This window comes from Aeromonas sp. 600527, assembly GCF_049175415.1.
Classification (GTDB): Bacteria; Pseudomonadota; Gammaproteobacteria; order Enterobacterales; family Aeromonadaceae; genus Aeromonas; species Aeromonas veronii_A.
The window spans coordinates 211,555-228,906 of record NZ_JAAKVA010000006.1 but is presented as its reverse complement, the minus strand read 5'-3'; the positions used below and the strand labels follow the sequence as shown (position 1 = coordinate 228,906).

Genomic DNA, 17,352 nt, shown 5'->3' with positions numbered 1-17,352 from the left:
GAAAATCAAAAATTGTTTTTGATGCTCGATGCTGTGAGTGCCCACACAGATTGCTTGATTCAAATTGTTAAAGAGCGACGCAGCTTTTGCTGCTGCGGGAGTGGCATTCTACTCAACCGCCTTCTCGAGTCAAGCCTTATTTTCAAAGGCTTTTCGAGGTTGCCGACTTGGCTTTCTGCGTTGCCGCTTGCCCTGTCGATGGAGGCGCATTATAGGGAGTGAATTCGTTCTGGCAAGGCTAAATTGCATGTTTTTTTGATAAAACCGCACAACCGTTCAAACAACAAACAAAAAGAAGAAAGTTCGAGCTAAATCACACATTCTGGGGGCAGATGACAGGCAAGCCCCCTCTCAACTCATATAAGCCATTTCGGATTGTTGACGCGCCAGCCAAAGCTCCTCCATCTCCAACAAGGTTTGATAGATTTTTTCCGCCTGCTCTGGTCGGCTGAACAGATAGCCCTGCCCATACAAGTGGATATCGGTCAGAGATCGCAGTACATCCAACTGGGCCTGTGTCTCAATACCTTCACACACCAGACTCTTGCCCAACATGGATCCCATCCGACAAATATTGGCGACCAGTTCGGATGCCTCCATTGAGGAGTCAATGCCCTGTATAAAGGAGCGGTCGATCTTCACTTTGCTGACCGGTAACTTTTGCAGATAACTCAAAGATGAATAACCAGTACCAAAATCGTCCAATGCTAACAGTACCCCCTGCTGATTGAGATCCTGCATCAGTTGCAGCGAGTTCTTTACTTCCCGCATGGTAGTATCTTCGGTGACTTCCAGTACCAGACTGCTGGCAGGCAAATGGTGCTCCATCAATGCTTTTGCTACCAGTTTGAGCAGATTGCGCTGATACATACCCGGCGAGATATTCACGCATATCTGCAGATCGACCATTCCAAGCTGATGCCACTGATAAAGTTGCTCACAAGCAGTGTTAAGCACCCAACTGCCAACTCTCTCAGCGAGCTGAAACTCCTCAGCCACCATGATGACTTCATTCGGAGGAATAAAACCAAGCTCTGGATGACGCCACCTTAGTAAGGCCTCAACAGCTTCACAGCGTCCACTTTCAAGGTTGACGATGGGCTGGTAATAGAGTTCCAGCGCATTATGCTCCAGCGCCATAATCATGTCCGAGGCAAGATGCTTGCGCCGAGCCGTCTCGTTAAGCAGGGAGTTATCGTAAATCACATAGGGAACGTGGGTCTTGCGACTATGAAACAGAGCTTGTTCAGCACGACTCAATAACTCCTGTGTTTTGTCGCTGTCCATCGGATAGAAGGCAATCCCGATCCCCACCTCGAGCCGGAAGGGATAGTTATCATAGACGATATCTTGCTTCAGAGCGTGCAGCAGTCGCGCTACCAACTCCCTGACCTGACGCAGATCACTGCTACCACGCTGAATAATGGCAAATTGATCGCCCCCCAAACGACCACTCCACTCCCCTTCCTCACACAGCAATCTGATCCGTCTGGCCAATTCACTGAGCAAAAAATCGCCCGCATCATAACCAAACTTGCTGTTGATATCTCTGAAGTCGTTGATATCGACCAGAACCAGTCCGAAAGGCACCTCCTGAGTGGCACAGAGCTCCATCCGTTCCAGCAATGCCACCCGATTGGAGAGGCCAGTCAACGGGTCGCGCCTTGCGGCCCTAAAATGACGTCGAGCTTCATATATAAGAAGCGAACTAAGTAGTAAAACCGAGATCACCAACCCCGACACCATCAACAGCAGAGCATTACGTAATTGGCCAAAGTGGCGATCATTCTCTGAGTAGATGTTGATGTTCTTCTGCATAACGGAAGCTAGTGCATATGATAAAGGCTCCTGCAAGGGGGCCAGACGCATCATTACTTGCTGGTAGACAGAGTCACCGCTCTGCAGTTTGGTAATAACAGGCTCTATATCACGAATGTTGTTTTCAATCAGTTGCACCAAGCGCAAGGTTTTCTGCTTGTCTTGCATGCTTTTACGCAACTGACCGCTCAACAGGATAGGGGTTCTGCTCCAGAGAATGTCATAACGCAGCATCAAGTCATTGTGCTCTATTCCACCATAATGGTAGACCTCTACAGCACTGAGGAAGCGCCCCAGTTCAAGCTGCAACTGCATCAGCGCCCAGGAGACATCATAGGTATATTTCTCCATTGCTCTGGTCGCATTCTGGATCTGAACCAGACAATAGAGGGTACTCCCGGTAAATGACAGGATGGATACATACAGAATGACGAGCAGTGGCCACGCCCTGGTCTTTCCTTTCACCCCGTGCTCCCGTGACTCTTTTATCAGTGTTGGATATCTATCAGATCCAGCTGCCAAATCATCATGTCGGTATATTCAGAGCGCTTCAGCTCCGGATATTGATCAAGTGGCAACATAAACCAGAGCGGCCCCTTGTCACGAATCTTCATGGTTACCCCGTCATCTTCCCAAGCAAGGATAGGGTTATACTTGGCAACTTTGTCCCAGTTGATGCGGATCTGAAAACTGTTCAATGCTGTCAGGGTTATGCTCTTGCCATCAGCCCCCACAGCTGCCAGCACGTCTGCCACCTTGGGCCCTCTGTACTTATGAGGTTTATCAACCCAAGGGTTGCTGGTGACTATCACATATTGCGGCAATGCCTGCAGCGTGGCCAAGTCAAAAAGCACTTTGCCATCGACCTCATCTGCGGCTCTGATATTGCCGCTTACTTTCAAGATCACTGGTCCCTTGGGGGCCTCGGCAGCCAACAGCGGCATGGTAATCAATGCAAACAGCAGAGTTATCCATCTGAGCACCTTCATCTTTCCTCCATACACTTTTCTGCTATCAACAGACTCAGTTTAGTCAGATATAAAAAAACGGCCCGCCAAGGCGAGCCGTTTCTCAAACAGAGCCGGGATGATGATTACATCATGCCCATGCCGCCCATGCCACCCATATCAGGCATGGCCGGAGCATCTTTCTTCGGCAGTTCGGTGACCATGCACTCGGTGGTGATCATCAGACCGGCGATGGAAGAGGCAAACTGCAGGGCGGAACGGGTTACCTTGGTCGGATCCAGGATACCCATGGCCAGCATGTCGCCATACTGTTCGCTGTAAGCGTTGTAACCGAAGTTGCCTTCGCCGTTCTTCACTGCGTTGGCAATGACGGAGGCTTCTTCACCGGCGTTGATGACGATTTGACGCAGCGGGGCTTCCATGGCGCGCAGGGCAACCTTGATACCGACGTTCTGGTCTTCGTTGTCACCACGCAGACCAGCCAGTTTGGCTGCAACGCGAACCAGCGCGACACCACCACCGGCAACCACACCTTCTTCAACCGCGGCGCGGGTAGCGTGCAAGGCATCTTCCACGCGTGCTTTTTTCTCTTTCATCTCGACTTCGGTGGCTGCGCCAACCTTGATCACGGCAACACCGCCAGCCAGCTTGGCTACGCGCTCTTGCAGCTTCTCACGATCGTAGTCGGAAGAGGTCTCTTCGATCTGCTGACGGATCTGGGCAACACGGCCTTCGATCACACCGGCATCACCCACGCCATCGATGATGGTGGTGTTCTCTTTGGTGATGACGATGCGCTTGGCACGACCCAGATCTTCCAGAGTCGCTTTTTCCAGCTCCATGCCAACTTCTTCAGAGATGACGGTACCGCCAGTCAGTACGGCGATATCCTGCAGCATGGCCTTGCGACGGTCACCGAAGCCAGGCGCCTTGACGGCAGCCACTTTCACGATACCGCGCATGGTGTTGACCACCAGAGTCGCCAGGGCTTCGCCTTCTACGTCTTCGGCAACGATCAGCAGCGGTTTGCCAGCTTTGGCAACACCTTCCAGCACCGGCAGCATTTCGCGGATGTTGGAGACTTTCTTGTCAACCAGCAGGATGAACGGATCGTCCAGCTCGACAGAACCGGTTTCCTGCTTGTTGATGAAGTACGGAGAGAGGTAGCCGCGGTCGAACTGCATACCTTCAACAACAGCCAGCTCATCTTCCAGACCCTGACCATCTTCAACGGTGATGACGCCATCGCGACCCACTTTGTCCATGGCTTCAGCAATCAGCTTGCCCACTTTCTCGTCGGAGTTTGCGGAGATGGTGCCCACCTGAGCGATGGCATTGCTGTCGGCGCACGGCTGGGACAGTGCTTGCAGCTCGGCAACAGCCGCCACAACGGCCTTGTCGATACCACGTTTCAGATCCATCGGGTTCATACCGGCGGCAACGGCTTTCAGACCTTCGTTGACGATAGCCTGAGCCAGAACGGTTGCAGTAGTGGTACCGTCACCGGCGGCATCGTTCGCCTTGGAAGCAACTTCCTTGACCATCTGGGCGCCCATGTTCTGGAACTTGTCTTCCAGCTCGATTTCGCGCGCAACAGATACACCATCTTTAGTGATGGTCGGAGCGCCAAAGGACTTGTCCAGCACCACGTTGCGGCCTTTCGGGCCCAGAGTCACCTTGACGGCATCAGCCAGAATGTTGACACCTTCCAGCATCTTGATGCGAGCTTCGTTACCAAACTTGACGTCTTTAGCAGCCATTTTCTTCAATCCTTTCTATCAATTCGGGGAAAATCGGGGATGGATTACTCTTCGACAATCGCCAGGATGTCAGTCTCGGACAGGATCAGGACGTCCTGACCATCCAGCTTCTCGGTCTTCACTCCGTAGCCTTCGTTGAAGATAACCTTGTCACCAACCTTCACGGCCAGCGCTTTCACATCGCCATTATCCAGGATGCGACCAGTCCCCACGGCAAGCACTTCACCACGGGTGGACTTCTGGGCCGCAGTACCAGTCAAGACGATACCGCCGGCAGATTTGGCTTCAGCTTCGATGCGCTTGATGATGACGCGGTCGTGCAGTGGACGAATTTTCATCGATAACTCTCCCAAAATGAGTCTCATTGTTGCTTTGAGGAATGGCCGTTCCAGGCCAAATCAGATATGTCCCTGATGTGGGGCAGAGTTGCTAACCCTTCAAGGGCAAATACAAAAAAAATTTTTTCACGTACTATAAACATCTTCGATGGTTCAGCCATGTCCGCACTCTGGAGCAAGGTCGGTTCAAGCCGCCCGGTTTCCATGCCAGAACCTTCAAAGCCAGCTGTAGAGACGAGCCCTTGACCCGCACCAACCCCATGCTGACAGCCCCTATTCCGGTCGTACTGCGCCAGATGACGGGCCCCATGATCTTCGGCATCATCGCCATTCTGGCCTTCAATCTGGTCGATACCTTTTTTATCGGTATGCTGGGAACCGAAGCTCTGGCCGCCATCAGTTTTACTTTTCCTGTCACTTTTGTGGTCACCTCGCTGGCGATGGGATTGGGTGCCGGATTGTCAGCGGTGATCGGTCATACCCTGGGGCAGGGCAAACACGATGAGGCAGCCCATCTCGCCACCGACAGCCTGTTTCTGGCGGTGATCATGGTAGCCCTGCTCTCCGCGGGGGGGGCTCTCACCATCAAGCCTCTGTTTACTCTGTTGGGGGCCAGTGCCGAGCTTATCTCTCTCATCCATGACTACATGCTGATCTGGTATCTCACCGTCCCCATGCTGGTGCTGCCCATGGTGGGCAATGCCGCCATCCGGGCGACCGGCGATACTAAAACCCCCAGTCTGGTGATGGCAGTAGCCGGGCTGGTCAACGGGGTACTGGATCCTCTGTTGATCTTCGGTATCGGCCCCTTTCCCGAATGGGGGATCCGCGGGGCCGCCATCGCGACCTCTCTCTCCTGGTTGATGGCGATGCTGGTCAGCCTCTATATCCTGCGTCATCGGGAAGGCTTGCTGCTGTGGCGCCTCTCGCCGCGAGCGCGATTGCTAACCCACTGGCGGGCGCTGCTCCATGTCGCCGTCCCCGCCTCTTTTACCAATATGCTCAACCCCCTGGCCAATGCGGTGCTGATGACGATCTTTGCTGGACTGGGTACCGAGGTGGTGGCCGCTTACGGCGCCGCATCGCGGGTCGAGGCGCTGCTGCTGATTGTGATGATGGCCCTCGCCTCCGTACTGGCCCCCTTCATCTCGCAAAACTGTGGCGCCGGCAATCCGGCCCGCGCCAAAGCTGCACTGCAGAGCTGCATGAGTTTTGCGTTGCTGTTCCAGCTCGCCATCTATGGCCTGACCTGGCTACTGGCGCCACTCATCGCTAACCTGTTCAGCGATCATCCACAGGTCATCCGCCTGATTATTCTCTATCTGCATCTAGTGCCGATCGGTTACGGATTTCAGGGCATGGTGATGCTGCTGGCCTCGGCACTCAATGGCGTGCGGGCATCCAGTATTTCGTTCTTGTTCAACGGATTGCGACTGTTTGGTTTTCTGTTGCCAGGAGCCTGGCTGGGGGCAAAGCTGGGGGGAGAACAGGGGATATATCTGGGGATCTTGCTGGCCAATCTGGCGGCGGGCACCCTCGCATGGTGGTATGCCCGACACCGCTTCGAGGCGTTGTGCCATCAGGGTAAACCCTGATTCAGTCACTCACCTCGGGTTTTCGTTTCGTCGATTACTCTTTACGCTCACTCTTTGAGCTCAAATTCGCCTTCGATGGTGGTGCCGCCCTGCTTGGCGTTCCCCAGATGATCATCGGACGGTGCGTTGCCAAACGGCGATTGAGTACGCTGGAAACCGCCCATCTGCATCCGGAACTGGCTGCTGCCGATCAGCTTGTCAGCCAGTTTGTTGCGCAGCCAGGGTTGCAGCAACAGCACACCGAAAATGTCGGTCACGAAACCCGGGATAATCAGCAGCAGGCCCGCCAACGCCAGCATCATGCCCCCCATCACCTCGCGGCCCGGCATCTCGCCCATCTGCATCTTTTGCTGGGCGCTGAACAGGGTCTTGATCCCTTCACTGCGCACCAGCGAGGAGCCCAATACCGCAGTCAGTATGAGCAAGCCGACAGTCGGCAGCGCCCCGATTACCGAGCCGACCTCGATCATCACGGTGAGCTCCAGCACAACCAGACCCACCAACAACAAAAACAACTTGCCCATATCCACTCCAGCACCGGTAAATTGAGAAAAAGTGGCGCCCATCCAACGATGGTCAGAGGCGATTTTGCCGCCCCGTCATCACCACTTTCTGCCCTGAATAAATGGGGGCCGTCCCCCCTTTTTCAAGTTGGTCAACTGACTCCTACGTCATCAGCAATCTAAAAAACCAGCAAAAAGTCACAAAAATATATAAAAATCATCACGATAAAAACTTCATAACATATGTGTACTTTCCTCAAAGTAATTTGAAAATGTCGCAAATTTAGTGATCCACCTCTAATAACCGATACCTCAATTGGAGTAGTATATTGATTAGTTTTTCGGGAGGTCACTCTCCCTACCGCCCCACTCGATGTGTGGTGCTTCAGGATGAGCTGTGCGCAAGGAACTCGCGACCACTCGGTGAGGATTTTTCCATTTATCTGATTTCTGAGGCATTACAATGAGCGACATCAAGAACGTCCGCATTGAAGAAGACCTGCTGGGCACCAAAGAAGTTTCCAATGATCTCTACTACGGTGTGCACACCCTGCGCGCTGTCGAGAACTTCAAGATCAGCTCTCAGAAGATTTCTGACGTTCCGGAATTTGTCCGCGGTATGGTGCTGACCAAGAAAGCTGCTGCACTGGCAAACGGCGAGCTCGGTACCATCCGTCCTGAAATTGCTGACAAGATCGTAGAAGCCTGCGACCTGATGCTGAACACAGGCAAATGCTTCGACCAGTTCCCGGTCGACGTTTACCAGGGAGGTGCCGGCACCTCCGTCAACATGAACACTAACGAAGTACTGGCCAACATCGCCCTGGAAATCATGGGTCTGGAGAAAGGCCGTTACGACGTCATCAACCCGAACGACCACGTCAACAAGTGCCAGTCCACCAACGATGCTTACCCGACCGGTTTCCGCGTTGCTGTGGTCAACAGCACTGACGTGACTCTGCATGCTCTGGAAGCACTGATCGCCGCTTTTGATGCCAAAGCAGAAGAATTCAAGAAGATCCTGAAGATGGGGCGTACCCAACTGCAAGATGCGGTTCCGATGACCCTGGGTCAGGAGTTCCACGCATTCGCCGTGACCCTGCGTGAAGAGATCAAGTCCATCAAGCGTTGCCAGGAGCTGCTGCTGGAAGTGAACCTGGGCGCGACCGCCATCGGTACCGGTCTGAACACTCCGCCCGAGTACTCTGCACTGGCCATCAAGCGTCTGGCCGAGATCACCGGTCGTGCCTATGTACCGGCAGAAGATCTGATCGAAGCGACCTCCGACTGTGGCGCCTACGTCATGCTGCACGGCGCCATCAAGCGTCTGGCCATGAAGCTCTCCAAGATCTGTAATGACCTGCGTCTGCTCTCCTCCGGCCCGCGCACCGCACTGAAAGAGATCAACCTGCCGGAAATGCAGGCGGGCTCCTCCATCATGCCGGCCAAGGTCAACCCGGTTATCCCGGAAGTGGTCAACCAATCCTGCTTCAAGGTATTCGGTAACGACATCACCATCACCTTCGCCGCCGAAGCCGGTCAGCTGCAGCTGAACGTCATGGAGCCGGTGATTGGTCAGGCGATGTTCGAATCACTGAGCCTGATGGAAAAAGCCTGTATTTCCCTGCGCGAGAAGTGCGTGGAAGGTATCACCGCCAACCCGGAAATCTGCATGAATCACGTGCTGAACTCCATCGGTATCGTGACCTACCTGAACCCCTTCATCGGCCACCACGAAGGGGATATCGTCGGCAAGATCTGTGCCCAGACCGGCAAGAACGTCCGCGAAGTCGTTCTTGAGCGCGGCCTGCTGAGCGCCGAGCAGCTGGACGAAATTCTCTCCATCGAGAACCTGATGAACCCGCAATACAAAGCCAAGCGTTTCACCCGCGAAGCTGCCGTATAAGCGAGTGTGGGCCGGGATCTTCCCGGCCCATAAAGTCAGTTCCCGATTGGTCTTTATCCCCAGCCCGATCGGGAATTGGCTTTTTGCCAAATAAAAACCAAAAACTAAAAAATGGAGTTATCGCTATGATTGGAATCGAGTTACTTGTCGTGCTCGCCGCTATCTATCTGGGGGCCCGGATAGGCAGCATCGGCATCGGCTTTGCCGGTGGTCTGGGGGTACTGGTATTGACGTGGGGTCTGGGCATGCCCATCCCGAGCGATCAACTGGTCAGCTACATCCCCTGGGATGTGATCATGATCATCGCGTCCGTCATCTGTGCCATCGCCTGTATGCAACTGGCTGGCGGGATGGACTATCTGGTCTTCCTGGCAGAAAAAGCGCTGCGCAAGAACCCCAAATACATCACCTTCGCCGCCCCGGTGGTCACCTATCTGATGACCATGCTGGCCGGTACCGGTCATACCGCCTTCTCCACCCTGCCGGTGATCGCGGAAGTGGCCAAAGAGCAGGGGATCCGTCCGTCCCGTCCGCTCTCCATCGCAGTTGTCGCCTCCCAGATCGCCATCACAGCTTCCCCGATCTCTGCCGCTGTGGTTGCCTTCTCCGGTATGCTCGAGCCGTTTGGTGTTGACTACCTGACCCTGCTGGCCATCTGCATCCCCTCTACCTTCCTGGCCTGTATCCTGGGCGCCTTCATTGCCAACATGATGGGCAAGCCGCTGGAGCAGGACGAAGTCTATCTGGAGCGCAAAGCCAAGGGTCTGATCAAACTGCGTGGTACTACCAAGCTCGAGATCAAACCGTACGCCAAGCTGTCGGTCTGGATCTTCATCGCCGCCATCGTTGCTGTCATGGCTTATGCCACTGCCATCTCCGGTAAAGTGGGCCTGATCACCAACCCGCCGATCCCCCGTGACGGCGCCATCATGGGCATCATGCTGGCCGCGGCCACCATCATGACCCTGGTGTGCAAACTGGACGCCACCCAGGTCACCAACATGCCGACCTTCAAGTCCGGTATGTCCGCCTGTATCTGCGTACTGGGTGTGGCCTGGCTGGGTAACGTCTTCGTTAAAGGCAACATGGACACCATCCAGCTGATCGCTGGCGATCTGCTGAACCAGTACTCCTGGCTGCTGGCTGTGGTGCTGTTCTTCGCTGCCATGCTGCTCTATTCACAAGGCGCCACTACCAAAGCGTTGATGCCTGCCGCACTGGCACTGGGTGTCAGCCCGCTGACTGCGATTGCCTCTTTCGCAGCCGTGAGCGCCCTGTTCGTACTACCGACCTACCCGACTCTGCTGGCCGCGGTAGAGATGGACGACACCGGCTCCACCCGTATCGGTAAGGCGGTCTTCAACCATCCCTTCTTCGTACCGGGCACCGCCACCATCGCCATCGCCGTGGCACTGGGCTTCTTCTTCGGCGGCATCCTGCTGTAATTCATCGCCTGCCGATCGCCAAATAAAAATCCCCGCCAGTTGGCGGGGATTTTTTTATCTCTTCCTCTAGCGCTTTGAGTGTTGCGACCATGTAAGGCAAGTGATGGTAACGCTCGCCTTATAAGGTCCTAAATGGCCGTGAGAGCCTTTTGGCTGCTCCGGAAAGGCTATCCCTCACCAACCCATCACTATCGCTTTATAGGACGCTAATGGCGCGATCTGATTTATCGCGTCATACAAGAAGAGCGGGAAGCCACTGTTAAAACAGATATAGAAAAACCAGAGAGAGCGGCAGATAGCAGAACGAACAGCTATAAGCCGAGATGAGGGTATATCGGCAAAAGCCATAAATTCAGTTTATTGCGAGCAATATGCGTCCCAAACAGGCTCCCAAACAGGCTTCGGGATGTTGCAGCAGGTCTGGCTGAGCCGCTGCCGATGTGAAGGGAAACATGTCGAGAAACTGGCAATAAAAATGCCTCGAGCAGGCTTCCGGATTATCGGGAGCATGCCCAAGGCATATCAAAACACCCGTCCGACAAGGAGCAGATTCCTCGGGATCAGACCGGATCCAAGGTATCCAGCGGCCAGCGCGGCACCGCTTTAACCGCCAACGGCTCGAACACGCCCGCCTTCAGACGCTGCATACCGGCATAGGCGATCATGGCGCCGTTATCGGTGCAATATTCAGTGCGCGGATAGAACACCTCGCCCTTGAGGCTCTCCATCAGCTCGGCCAGCTGGGCACGTAGATGGCGGTTGGCACTGACACCTCCAGCGACTACCAGACGCGTAAGACCGGTCTCTTTCAGCGCACGACGGCACTTGATGGCCAGGGTATCAACCACCGCATCTTCGAACGCCCGAGCGATATCGGCACGGGTCTGCTCATCATCACCATTGGCAGCAATCGTGTTTGCGGTGAAGGTCTTGAGGCCGGAGAAGCTCATGTCGAGCCCGGGACGATCTGTCATGGGACGGGGGAAGTGGAAGCGTCCCTTAGTGCCTTTCTCGGCCAGACGGGAGAGCAGCGGACCGCCCGGATAATCCAGCCCCATCAGCTTGGCGGTCTTGTCGAACGCCTCGCCAGCGGCATCATCGATGGATTCCCCCAACAGCTGATAGCTGCCGATGCCGTCAACCCGCACCAGCATGGAGTGACCACCGGAGACCAGCAGCGCCACGAAGGGAAACTCGGGGGCTTTCTCTTCCAGCATGGGGGCCAGCAAGTGCCCTTCCATATGGTGGACGGCGATAGCAGGCTTGTTCCATGCCATCGCCAGCGAACGACCAATAGTGGCGCCCACCAGAATGGCGCCAACCAGACCAGGACCCGCGGTATACGCGATGCCGTCGATGTCATCTTTGCCCAGTCCCGCCTCTTGCAATGCGGCCTGGATCAACGGGATCGTCTTGCGAACATGATCCCGGCTGGCGAGCTCGGGGACGACGCCACCGTAGTCCGCATGCAGCTTGACCTGGCTGTATAACTGATGGGAAAGGATCCCTTTTTGATCGTCGAAGATCGCGATCCCGGTTTCGTCACAGGATGTCTCTATGCCCAATACACGCATTGCTAAAAATTTTCACTGCTAAAATGAGACGGCTATGGTAACCTTCGCGGGTTTTTTAAACCAGAGCGATCTCTGCGGGTTTACTTTCATTCCCTGTCCAGAGTATAATTTCGCACCATTTTAAGACATGCTGATCGATTGAAGGTCAGCTAACAATTTATCACTGAGGTGAAAGGCACATGCCAGTAATCAAAGTCCGTGAAAATGAGCCGTTTGACGTTGCTCTGCGTCGCTTCAAGCGTTCTTGCGAAAAAGCCGGTATCCTGTCCGAAGTTCGTAGCCGTGAGTTCTACGAGAAGCCGACTACCATTCGTAAGCGCGCCAAAGCGTCTGCTGTCAAGCGTCACGCCAAGAAGCTGTCTCGCGAAAACGCACGTCGTATCCGCCTGTACTAATCAAGGGATCATGCCGTGTCTCTGAAGGATCAACTCAAGGATCAGCAAAAGCTCGCCATGCTTGCCAAAGACAAGCCGCGGTTGGGCGCTATCCGATTGTTGATGGCAGAAATCAAGCAGCGTGAAGTCGATACCCGTGTCGAGCTCAATGATGAGGATATCCTCGCTGTCGTGACCAAGATGGTCAAACAGCGCCGCGATTCCATCAGCCAATTTGAAGCTGCCGGTCGCCAGGATCTAGCCGACAAAGAGTCCGCCGAGATCGTTGTGCTGCAGGAGTTCCTGCCACAACAACTGACCGCAGATGAAATTGCCGCCCTGATCGAGCAAGCCATCGCCGAGAGCGGTGCTGCCGTCATGGCTGACATGGGTAAAGTCATGGCTGTCTTGAAGCCAAAAATTCAGGGGCGTGCCGATGTCGGCGCCGTCAGTGCTCAGGTGAAAACCCGCTTGGCGTAACAGGCAACTCTCTTGTTTGGTCGAAGAAGCCGTGCTTCCCTTGGAATGCGCGGCTTTTTTATTTTCTATCGCAGTGAAACAGGACGGTTATGGCAGGCAGGATCCCCCAATCCTTTATCGACGATCTGCTCGCACGCACAGACATAGTCGAGCTGATCGACTCGCGAGTGCGGCTGAAAAAAGCCGGTAAGAACTACCAGGCTTGCTGCCCTTTTCATAACGAAAAAAGCCCCTCTTTTACCGTCAGCCAGGAGAAGCAGTTCTACCACTGTTTCGGTTGTGGCGCCCACGGCAACGCCATCGGCTTTGTCATGGAATACGACGGCCTCGAATTTCCCGATGCCATCGAAGAGCTCGCCAGCATGCAGGGCATGCAAGTGCCTCGCGAGCAGAGCATAGGTGGTTCAGCCAGCTCCCAACCCGCAGTCAGCAAGGATCTGTTCGAGCTGATGAACCAGATCGCCCGCTTCTACGAGAGCAATCTGAAGAGCGCTCCCCATGCAGTGGAATACCTCAAGGGACGCGGCCTGACCGGTGAAGTAGTCAAACGCTTCAACATCGGTTATGCACCCAGCGATTGGGATCAGGTGCGCCGCCGCTTTGGTGCCAGCCGGGATCACGAGCAACTGCTTATCTCGGGTGGCATGCTCATCACTCGTGAAAATGGCGGTGGCAGCTACGATCGTTTCCGCGATCGCATCATGTTTCCGATCCGCGACAAGCGTGGCCGGGTCATCGGCTTCGGTGGCCGGGTGCTGGGTGATGGCACGCCCAAGTATCTGAACTCGCCGGAGACCCCCATATTCCATAAAGGGCGAGAGCTGTTCGGTCTCTATGAAGTGAAGCAGGCACACAAGGATCCGCGCCGGATCCTTGTAGTGGAAGGTTACATGGATGTGGTGGCACTCGGCCAGTACGACATCGACTATGCGGTGGCTGCGCTGGGTACTGCAACAACCAGCGATCATATCCACACCCTGTTTCGCACCACCGCCGAAGTGGTCTGCTGCTACGACGGTGACAACGCCGGTCGTGAAGCGGCCTGGCGGGCGCTGGATAATGCCCTCCCCCATCTGCAGGATGGCCGCGAGCTGAAGTTCGTGTTCCTGCCCGATGGCGAGGATCCCGACTCGTTGGTACGGCAGATCGGCAAGGAGGGATTTGAAGCCCTGCTCGATGAAGCTCAACCGTTCGCCGACTTCATGTTCGAGCGTCTCAGCCGGGATGCCGCCCTCTCCGGTGAGGCAGGCAAGTTCGAAGTGGCCAACAAGGCCGCCGAGCTTATTCGTCGCGTACCGGAAGGGTTTACCCGCGAAGGGTTGATCACCCGTCTATCCAGCATGATGCGCTGGGGTGAGAACAAGCAGCGTATCACCGAACTGTTTGCCCGCAATAGTCAGCCCAAAACCGAGGTCAACAAACCCAAGGCTGCCAAGCTGACGCCACTGCGGCGTGCGCTGGCACTGATGGTGCAATATCCGGCAGTAACGGCTGAGCTTCCCCCCATGCCGGAATTGGCCGGACTACGCGTACAAGGCATCAAGTTCTTGCTGCAACTGCACCAGCAGATCCTGGCACAGCCTGGTATCACAACCGCTATCCTGCTGGAACACTGGCGCGGTACCAAGGAGGGAGAGATCCTTGCTCAGCTGGCCATGCACGACCTGTTCGAGGAGATCAAACTCGATCAGGAGCCGGATATTCTGGGAGAATTGCAGGACACCTTCGTCGGCTTCATCAACCAGTTTCTGAAACAGCGGATCGAAGAATTGCAGGCCAAAGTGGCTCAGGAAGGACTAAGCTCCGAAGAAACCCAAGAGCTGATGATGCTGATAAGAGAGGTGCAAATTGAGAAAAGAAATGAGAGTGGGGCTTGATATTTGAGTGATTAGTCCCAATATGGATAGCGTTGCCCGAATCGACGGGATGAAAAGCAAAAATTTTATAACCGCCTGGCCCCGACAATACTGCGGGCAGGGGTTTCTCATGACCGACGCCGCAACCAGACATAGCATGTCTGGCGGTTTTCTATTAGAATTGGCTATTTGCGCAGCAGCGCACTGTACGCGCAACCTAGCAACACCAACCGGATGAGTTCTATGGAGCAAACCCCGCAGTCTCAGCTTAAACTCCTCGTTGCCAAAGGTAAAGAACAGGGCTACCTGACCTATGCCGAGGTGAACGATCACCTCCCGCAAGACATTGTCGATTCAGACCAGATCGAAGACATCATTCAGATGATCAACGATATGGGCATTCAAGTGGTTGAAAACGCTCCGGATGCCGATGACCTTATCATGGCTGAAGGTGGTACCGCCGATGAGGACGCTGCCGAAGCAGCGGCCCAGGCTCTGGCATCTGTTGAATCTGAGATTGGTCGCACGACCGATCCCGTCCGCATGTATATGCGGGAAATGGGTACCGTCGAACTGCTGACCCGTGAAGGCGAAATCGACATCGCCAAGCGGATCGAAGACGGTATCAACCAGGTACAAAGCTCCGTAGCCGAGTACCCTGAAGCAATTACTTACCTGCTCGAACAGTACGACAAGTACGAAGCCGAGCAGCTGCGTCTCTCTGACATCATCTCTGGCTTTATTGACCCGAACGAAACTGAAGATATGGCGCCTACCGCCACGCATATCGGTTCCGAACTCGGCGAAGACGATCTGGCCGACGAAGATGAAGAGGACGAAGAAGACGAAGACGAAGATGGTGACAGCTCTGACGACGACGGTGACGGTGGTCCGGATCCGGAAGTCGCTCGCGAGAAGTTCGGTGAACTGCGTGCCCAGTATGAAGTGACCCGCCTCTCCATTCAGAAGAATGGTCGCGCGCACGAAGATACCCAGGCCGCCATCGCCCAGCTGGCCGATGTATTCCGTCAATTCCGCCTGATGCCCAAGCAGTTCGATCGCCTGGTCAACAACATGCGTGAAATGATGGAGCGCGTCCGCGTGCAGGAACGCATCATCATGAAGCTCTGCGTTGAGCAGGCCAAGATGCCGAAGAAAACCTTCGTCGCGGCCTTCACCAACAACGAGTGTGAAACTGCCTGGTTCGAATACCAGAAGCAGGCTGGCAAAGCCTGGTCTCCCCGTCTGGTTGAAATGGACGAGGATATTCAGCGCGCCATCGGCAAGCTGCAGCAGATTGAAGAAGAGACCGGTCTGTCGATTGCCCAGATCAAGGATATCAACCGTCGTATGAGCATCGGTGAGGCCAAGGCCCGCCGTGCGAAGAAAGAGATGGTTGAGGCCAACTTGCGTCTGGTTATCTCTATCGCCAAGAAATACACCAACCGCGGCTTGCAGTTCCTGGATCTGATCCAGGAGGGCAACATCGGTCTGATGAAGGCGGTAGACAAGTTTGAATACCGTCGTGGCTACAAGTTCTCGACCTATGCAACCTGGTGGATCCGTCAGGCCATTACCCGCTCCATCGCGGATCAGGCCCGTACCATCCGTATCCCGGTACACATGATCGAGACCATCAACAAGCTCAACCGTATCTCCCGTCAGATGCTGCAGGAAATGGGTCGCGAACCGAACCCGGAAGAGCTGGCCATGCGCATGGGCATGCCGGAAGACAAAATCCGCAAGGTACTGAAGATCGCCAAAGAGCCTATCTCCATGGAGACGCCCATCGGTGATGATGAAGATTCCCACTTGGGCGACTTTATCGAAGATACCACCCTGGCTCTGCCAGCGGATGCAGCGACCAGCGAAAGCCTGCGCAACGCCACCCGCGAAGTGCTGGCCGGTCTGACTGCTCGCGAAGCCAAGGTACTGCGGATGCGTTTCGGTATCGACATGAACACTGACCACACCCTCGAGGAAGTGGGCAAGCAGTTCGACGTTACCCGTGAGCGTATTCGTCAGATCGAAGCCAAGGCACTGCGCAAACTGCGCCACCCGAGCCGCTCGGAAGTGCTGCGCAGCTTCCTGGACGAATAGTCCTGACCCTGTGTCAAACTACTCTGCCAAAGCCCCGCCATGCGGGGCTTTGTTTTGTCTGGCATTTACCCTTGCGACCCTCTTTGCGCCCTCAATCAAGCTGGACAATTAGTCGCCAAGTGGTTGATATGCCTATAGACTGCCCTTTCCTCTTCCCCTATAATCCACGCCGCTAAACGCACAATTTGGCCCCTTAGCTCAGTTGGTCAGAGCAGTCGACTCATAATCGATTGGTCGTGGGTTCAAGTCCCCCAGGGGCCACCAATTCCAGAGGGTTAGCGAGATAGTACTCGCTAACCCTCTTTTCAATAGGATACCTATAGGATATCTCAGCCTGTAGAGTAACCACTCTAAAACCACTCCCCATCCCCTCAAAAAATTTTTCTCCACCAAGAAGAAAAATTATCAGCCTCGTCGAAATGTTCTCTTTTGAGAACCTTCGCTAAAATTTTTTCTCCTCCCCAGATTTCCCTTTTCTATCTCTATATGTTGAAAAAAGCGGGGTTACACGGGTTACGAGGTTACAACTCGGCTCTAGCCCAGTAATGGCGCGGCTTTGAGCTGTAACCCCACTCAGAGCGCAAAAAGCGGATAGAGGTTACACGCTCCGAAAGAGGCAGGAGGTTACAAGCCTG

14 protein-coding genes and 1 tRNA gene are annotated in these 17,352 nt (G+C 54.7%); 9 read left to right on the top strand and 6 right to left on the bottom strand.

Annotation, left to right across the window (positions count from 1 at the left end):
- Positions 1-222, top strand: a 222-nt coding sequence (locus tag G5154_RS10610) for a hypothetical protein (RefSeq protein WP_421250802.1), incomplete at its 5' end; no start/stop codon positions are given.
- A gap of 129 nt (positions 223-351) precedes the next feature.
- Here G5154_RS10610 and G5154_RS10605 read toward each other — a convergent pair.
- The 4 genes from G5154_RS10605 to G5154_RS10590 all read right to left on the bottom strand — a co-directional run bounded on the left by G5154_RS10605 (position 352) and on the right by G5154_RS10590 (position 4,884).
- A complete protein-coding gene (locus tag G5154_RS10605) occupies positions 352-2,283 on the bottom strand; it encodes a putative bifunctional diguanylate cyclase/phosphodiesterase (RefSeq protein WP_421250801.1) in 1,932 nt (643 codons plus the stop codon).
- 23 nt (positions 2,284-2,306) lie between these two features.
- Positions 2,307-2,807: a molybdopterin-binding oxidoreductase gene (locus tag G5154_RS10600; RefSeq protein ID WP_421250800.1), complete on the bottom strand. Its 501-nt coding sequence runs from the start codon at positions 2,805-2,807 to the stop codon at positions 2,307-2,309.
- Positions 2,808-2,911: 104 nt separating this feature from the next.
- A complete protein-coding gene (gene groL / locus G5154_RS10595; RefSeq protein WP_374807702.1) occupies positions 2,912-4,546 on the bottom strand; it encodes a chaperonin GroEL in 1,635 nt (544 codons plus the stop codon).
- Positions 4,547-4,590: 44 nt separating this feature from the next.
- A complete protein-coding gene (locus G5154_RS10590; RefSeq protein ID WP_005309514.1) occupies positions 4,591-4,884 on the bottom strand; it encodes a co-chaperone GroES in 294 nt (97 codons plus the stop codon).
- Between the two features lie 260 nt (positions 4,885-5,144).
- On the opposite strand from G5154_RS10590, the gene G5154_RS10585 reads away from it, so the two are divergent.
- A complete protein-coding gene (locus G5154_RS10585; RefSeq protein ID WP_236758186.1) occupies positions 5,145-6,479 on the top strand; it encodes an MATE family efflux transporter in 1,335 nt (444 codons plus the stop codon).
- 47 nt (positions 6,480-6,526) lie between these two features.
- On the opposite strand, the gene G5154_RS10580 is transcribed toward G5154_RS10585, so the two are convergent.
- Positions 6,527-7,003 carry an FxsA family protein gene (locus G5154_RS10580; protein WP_421250799.1) on the bottom strand — a complete coding sequence of 159 codons (477 nt, stop codon included), beginning with the start codon at positions 7,001-7,003 and terminating at the stop codon, positions 6,527-6,529.
- 442 nt (positions 7,004-7,445) lie between these two features.
- On the opposite strand from G5154_RS10580, the gene aspA reads away from it, so the two are divergent.
- On the top strand, positions 7,446-8,888 hold the full coding sequence (aspA, locus tag G5154_RS10575) for an aspartate ammonia-lyase (protein WP_005341227.1): 1,443 nt from the start codon (positions 7,446-7,448) through the stop codon (positions 8,886-8,888).
- A 125-nt stretch (positions 8,889-9,013) separates the two neighbouring features.
- Positions 9,014-10,333 carry an anaerobic C4-dicarboxylate transporter gene (locus G5154_RS10570; protein WP_021229055.1) on the top strand — a complete coding sequence of 440 codons (1,320 nt, stop codon included), beginning with the start codon at positions 9,014-9,016 and terminating at the stop codon, positions 10,331-10,333.
- 560 nt (positions 10,334-10,893) lie between these two features.
- Here the strand turns inward: G5154_RS10570 and tsaD are convergent.
- Positions 10,894-11,907, bottom strand: a complete 1,014-nt coding sequence (gene tsaD, locus G5154_RS10565; protein ID WP_005340567.1) for a tRNA (adenosine(37)-N6)-threonylcarbamoyltransferase complex transferase subunit TsaD — start codon at positions 11,905-11,907, stop codon at positions 10,894-10,896.
- Between the two features lie 179 nt (positions 11,908-12,086).
- Between tsaD and rpsU the strand changes: the two genes are divergently transcribed.
- The 5 genes from rpsU (at position 12,087) to G5154_RS10540 (ending at position 16,981) form a co-directional block, all read left to right on the top strand.
- Complete coding sequence (rpsU, locus tag G5154_RS10560) at positions 12,087-12,302, top strand: 30S ribosomal protein S21 (protein ID WP_005309452.1); 216 nt, start codon at positions 12,087-12,089, stop codon at positions 12,300-12,302.
- A gap of 15 nt (positions 12,303-12,317) precedes the next feature.
- Positions 12,318-12,761: a GatB/YqeY domain-containing protein gene (locus G5154_RS10555; RefSeq protein WP_005341238.1), complete on the top strand. Its 444-nt coding sequence runs from the start codon at positions 12,318-12,320 to the stop codon at positions 12,759-12,761.
- A gap of 89 nt (positions 12,762-12,850) precedes the next feature.
- Positions 12,851-14,638 (top strand): DNA primase, encoded by a 1,788-nt coding sequence (dnaG, locus tag G5154_RS10550; RefSeq protein WP_421250798.1) that lies wholly within the window; start codon positions 12,851-12,853, stop codon positions 14,636-14,638.
- Between the two features lie 183 nt (positions 14,639-14,821).
- The gene (gene rpoD / locus G5154_RS10545) at positions 14,822-16,717 is read left to right on the top strand and encodes an RNA polymerase sigma factor RpoD (RefSeq protein WP_263718854.1); all 1,896 of its coding nucleotides are present in this window, start codon (positions 14,822-14,824) and stop codon (positions 16,715-16,717) included.
- A 187-nt stretch (positions 16,718-16,904) separates the two neighbouring features.
- Positions 16,905-16,981, top strand: a tRNA-Ile gene (locus G5154_RS10540).
- The last annotated feature ends 371 nt before the right edge of the window (positions 16,982-17,352 follow it).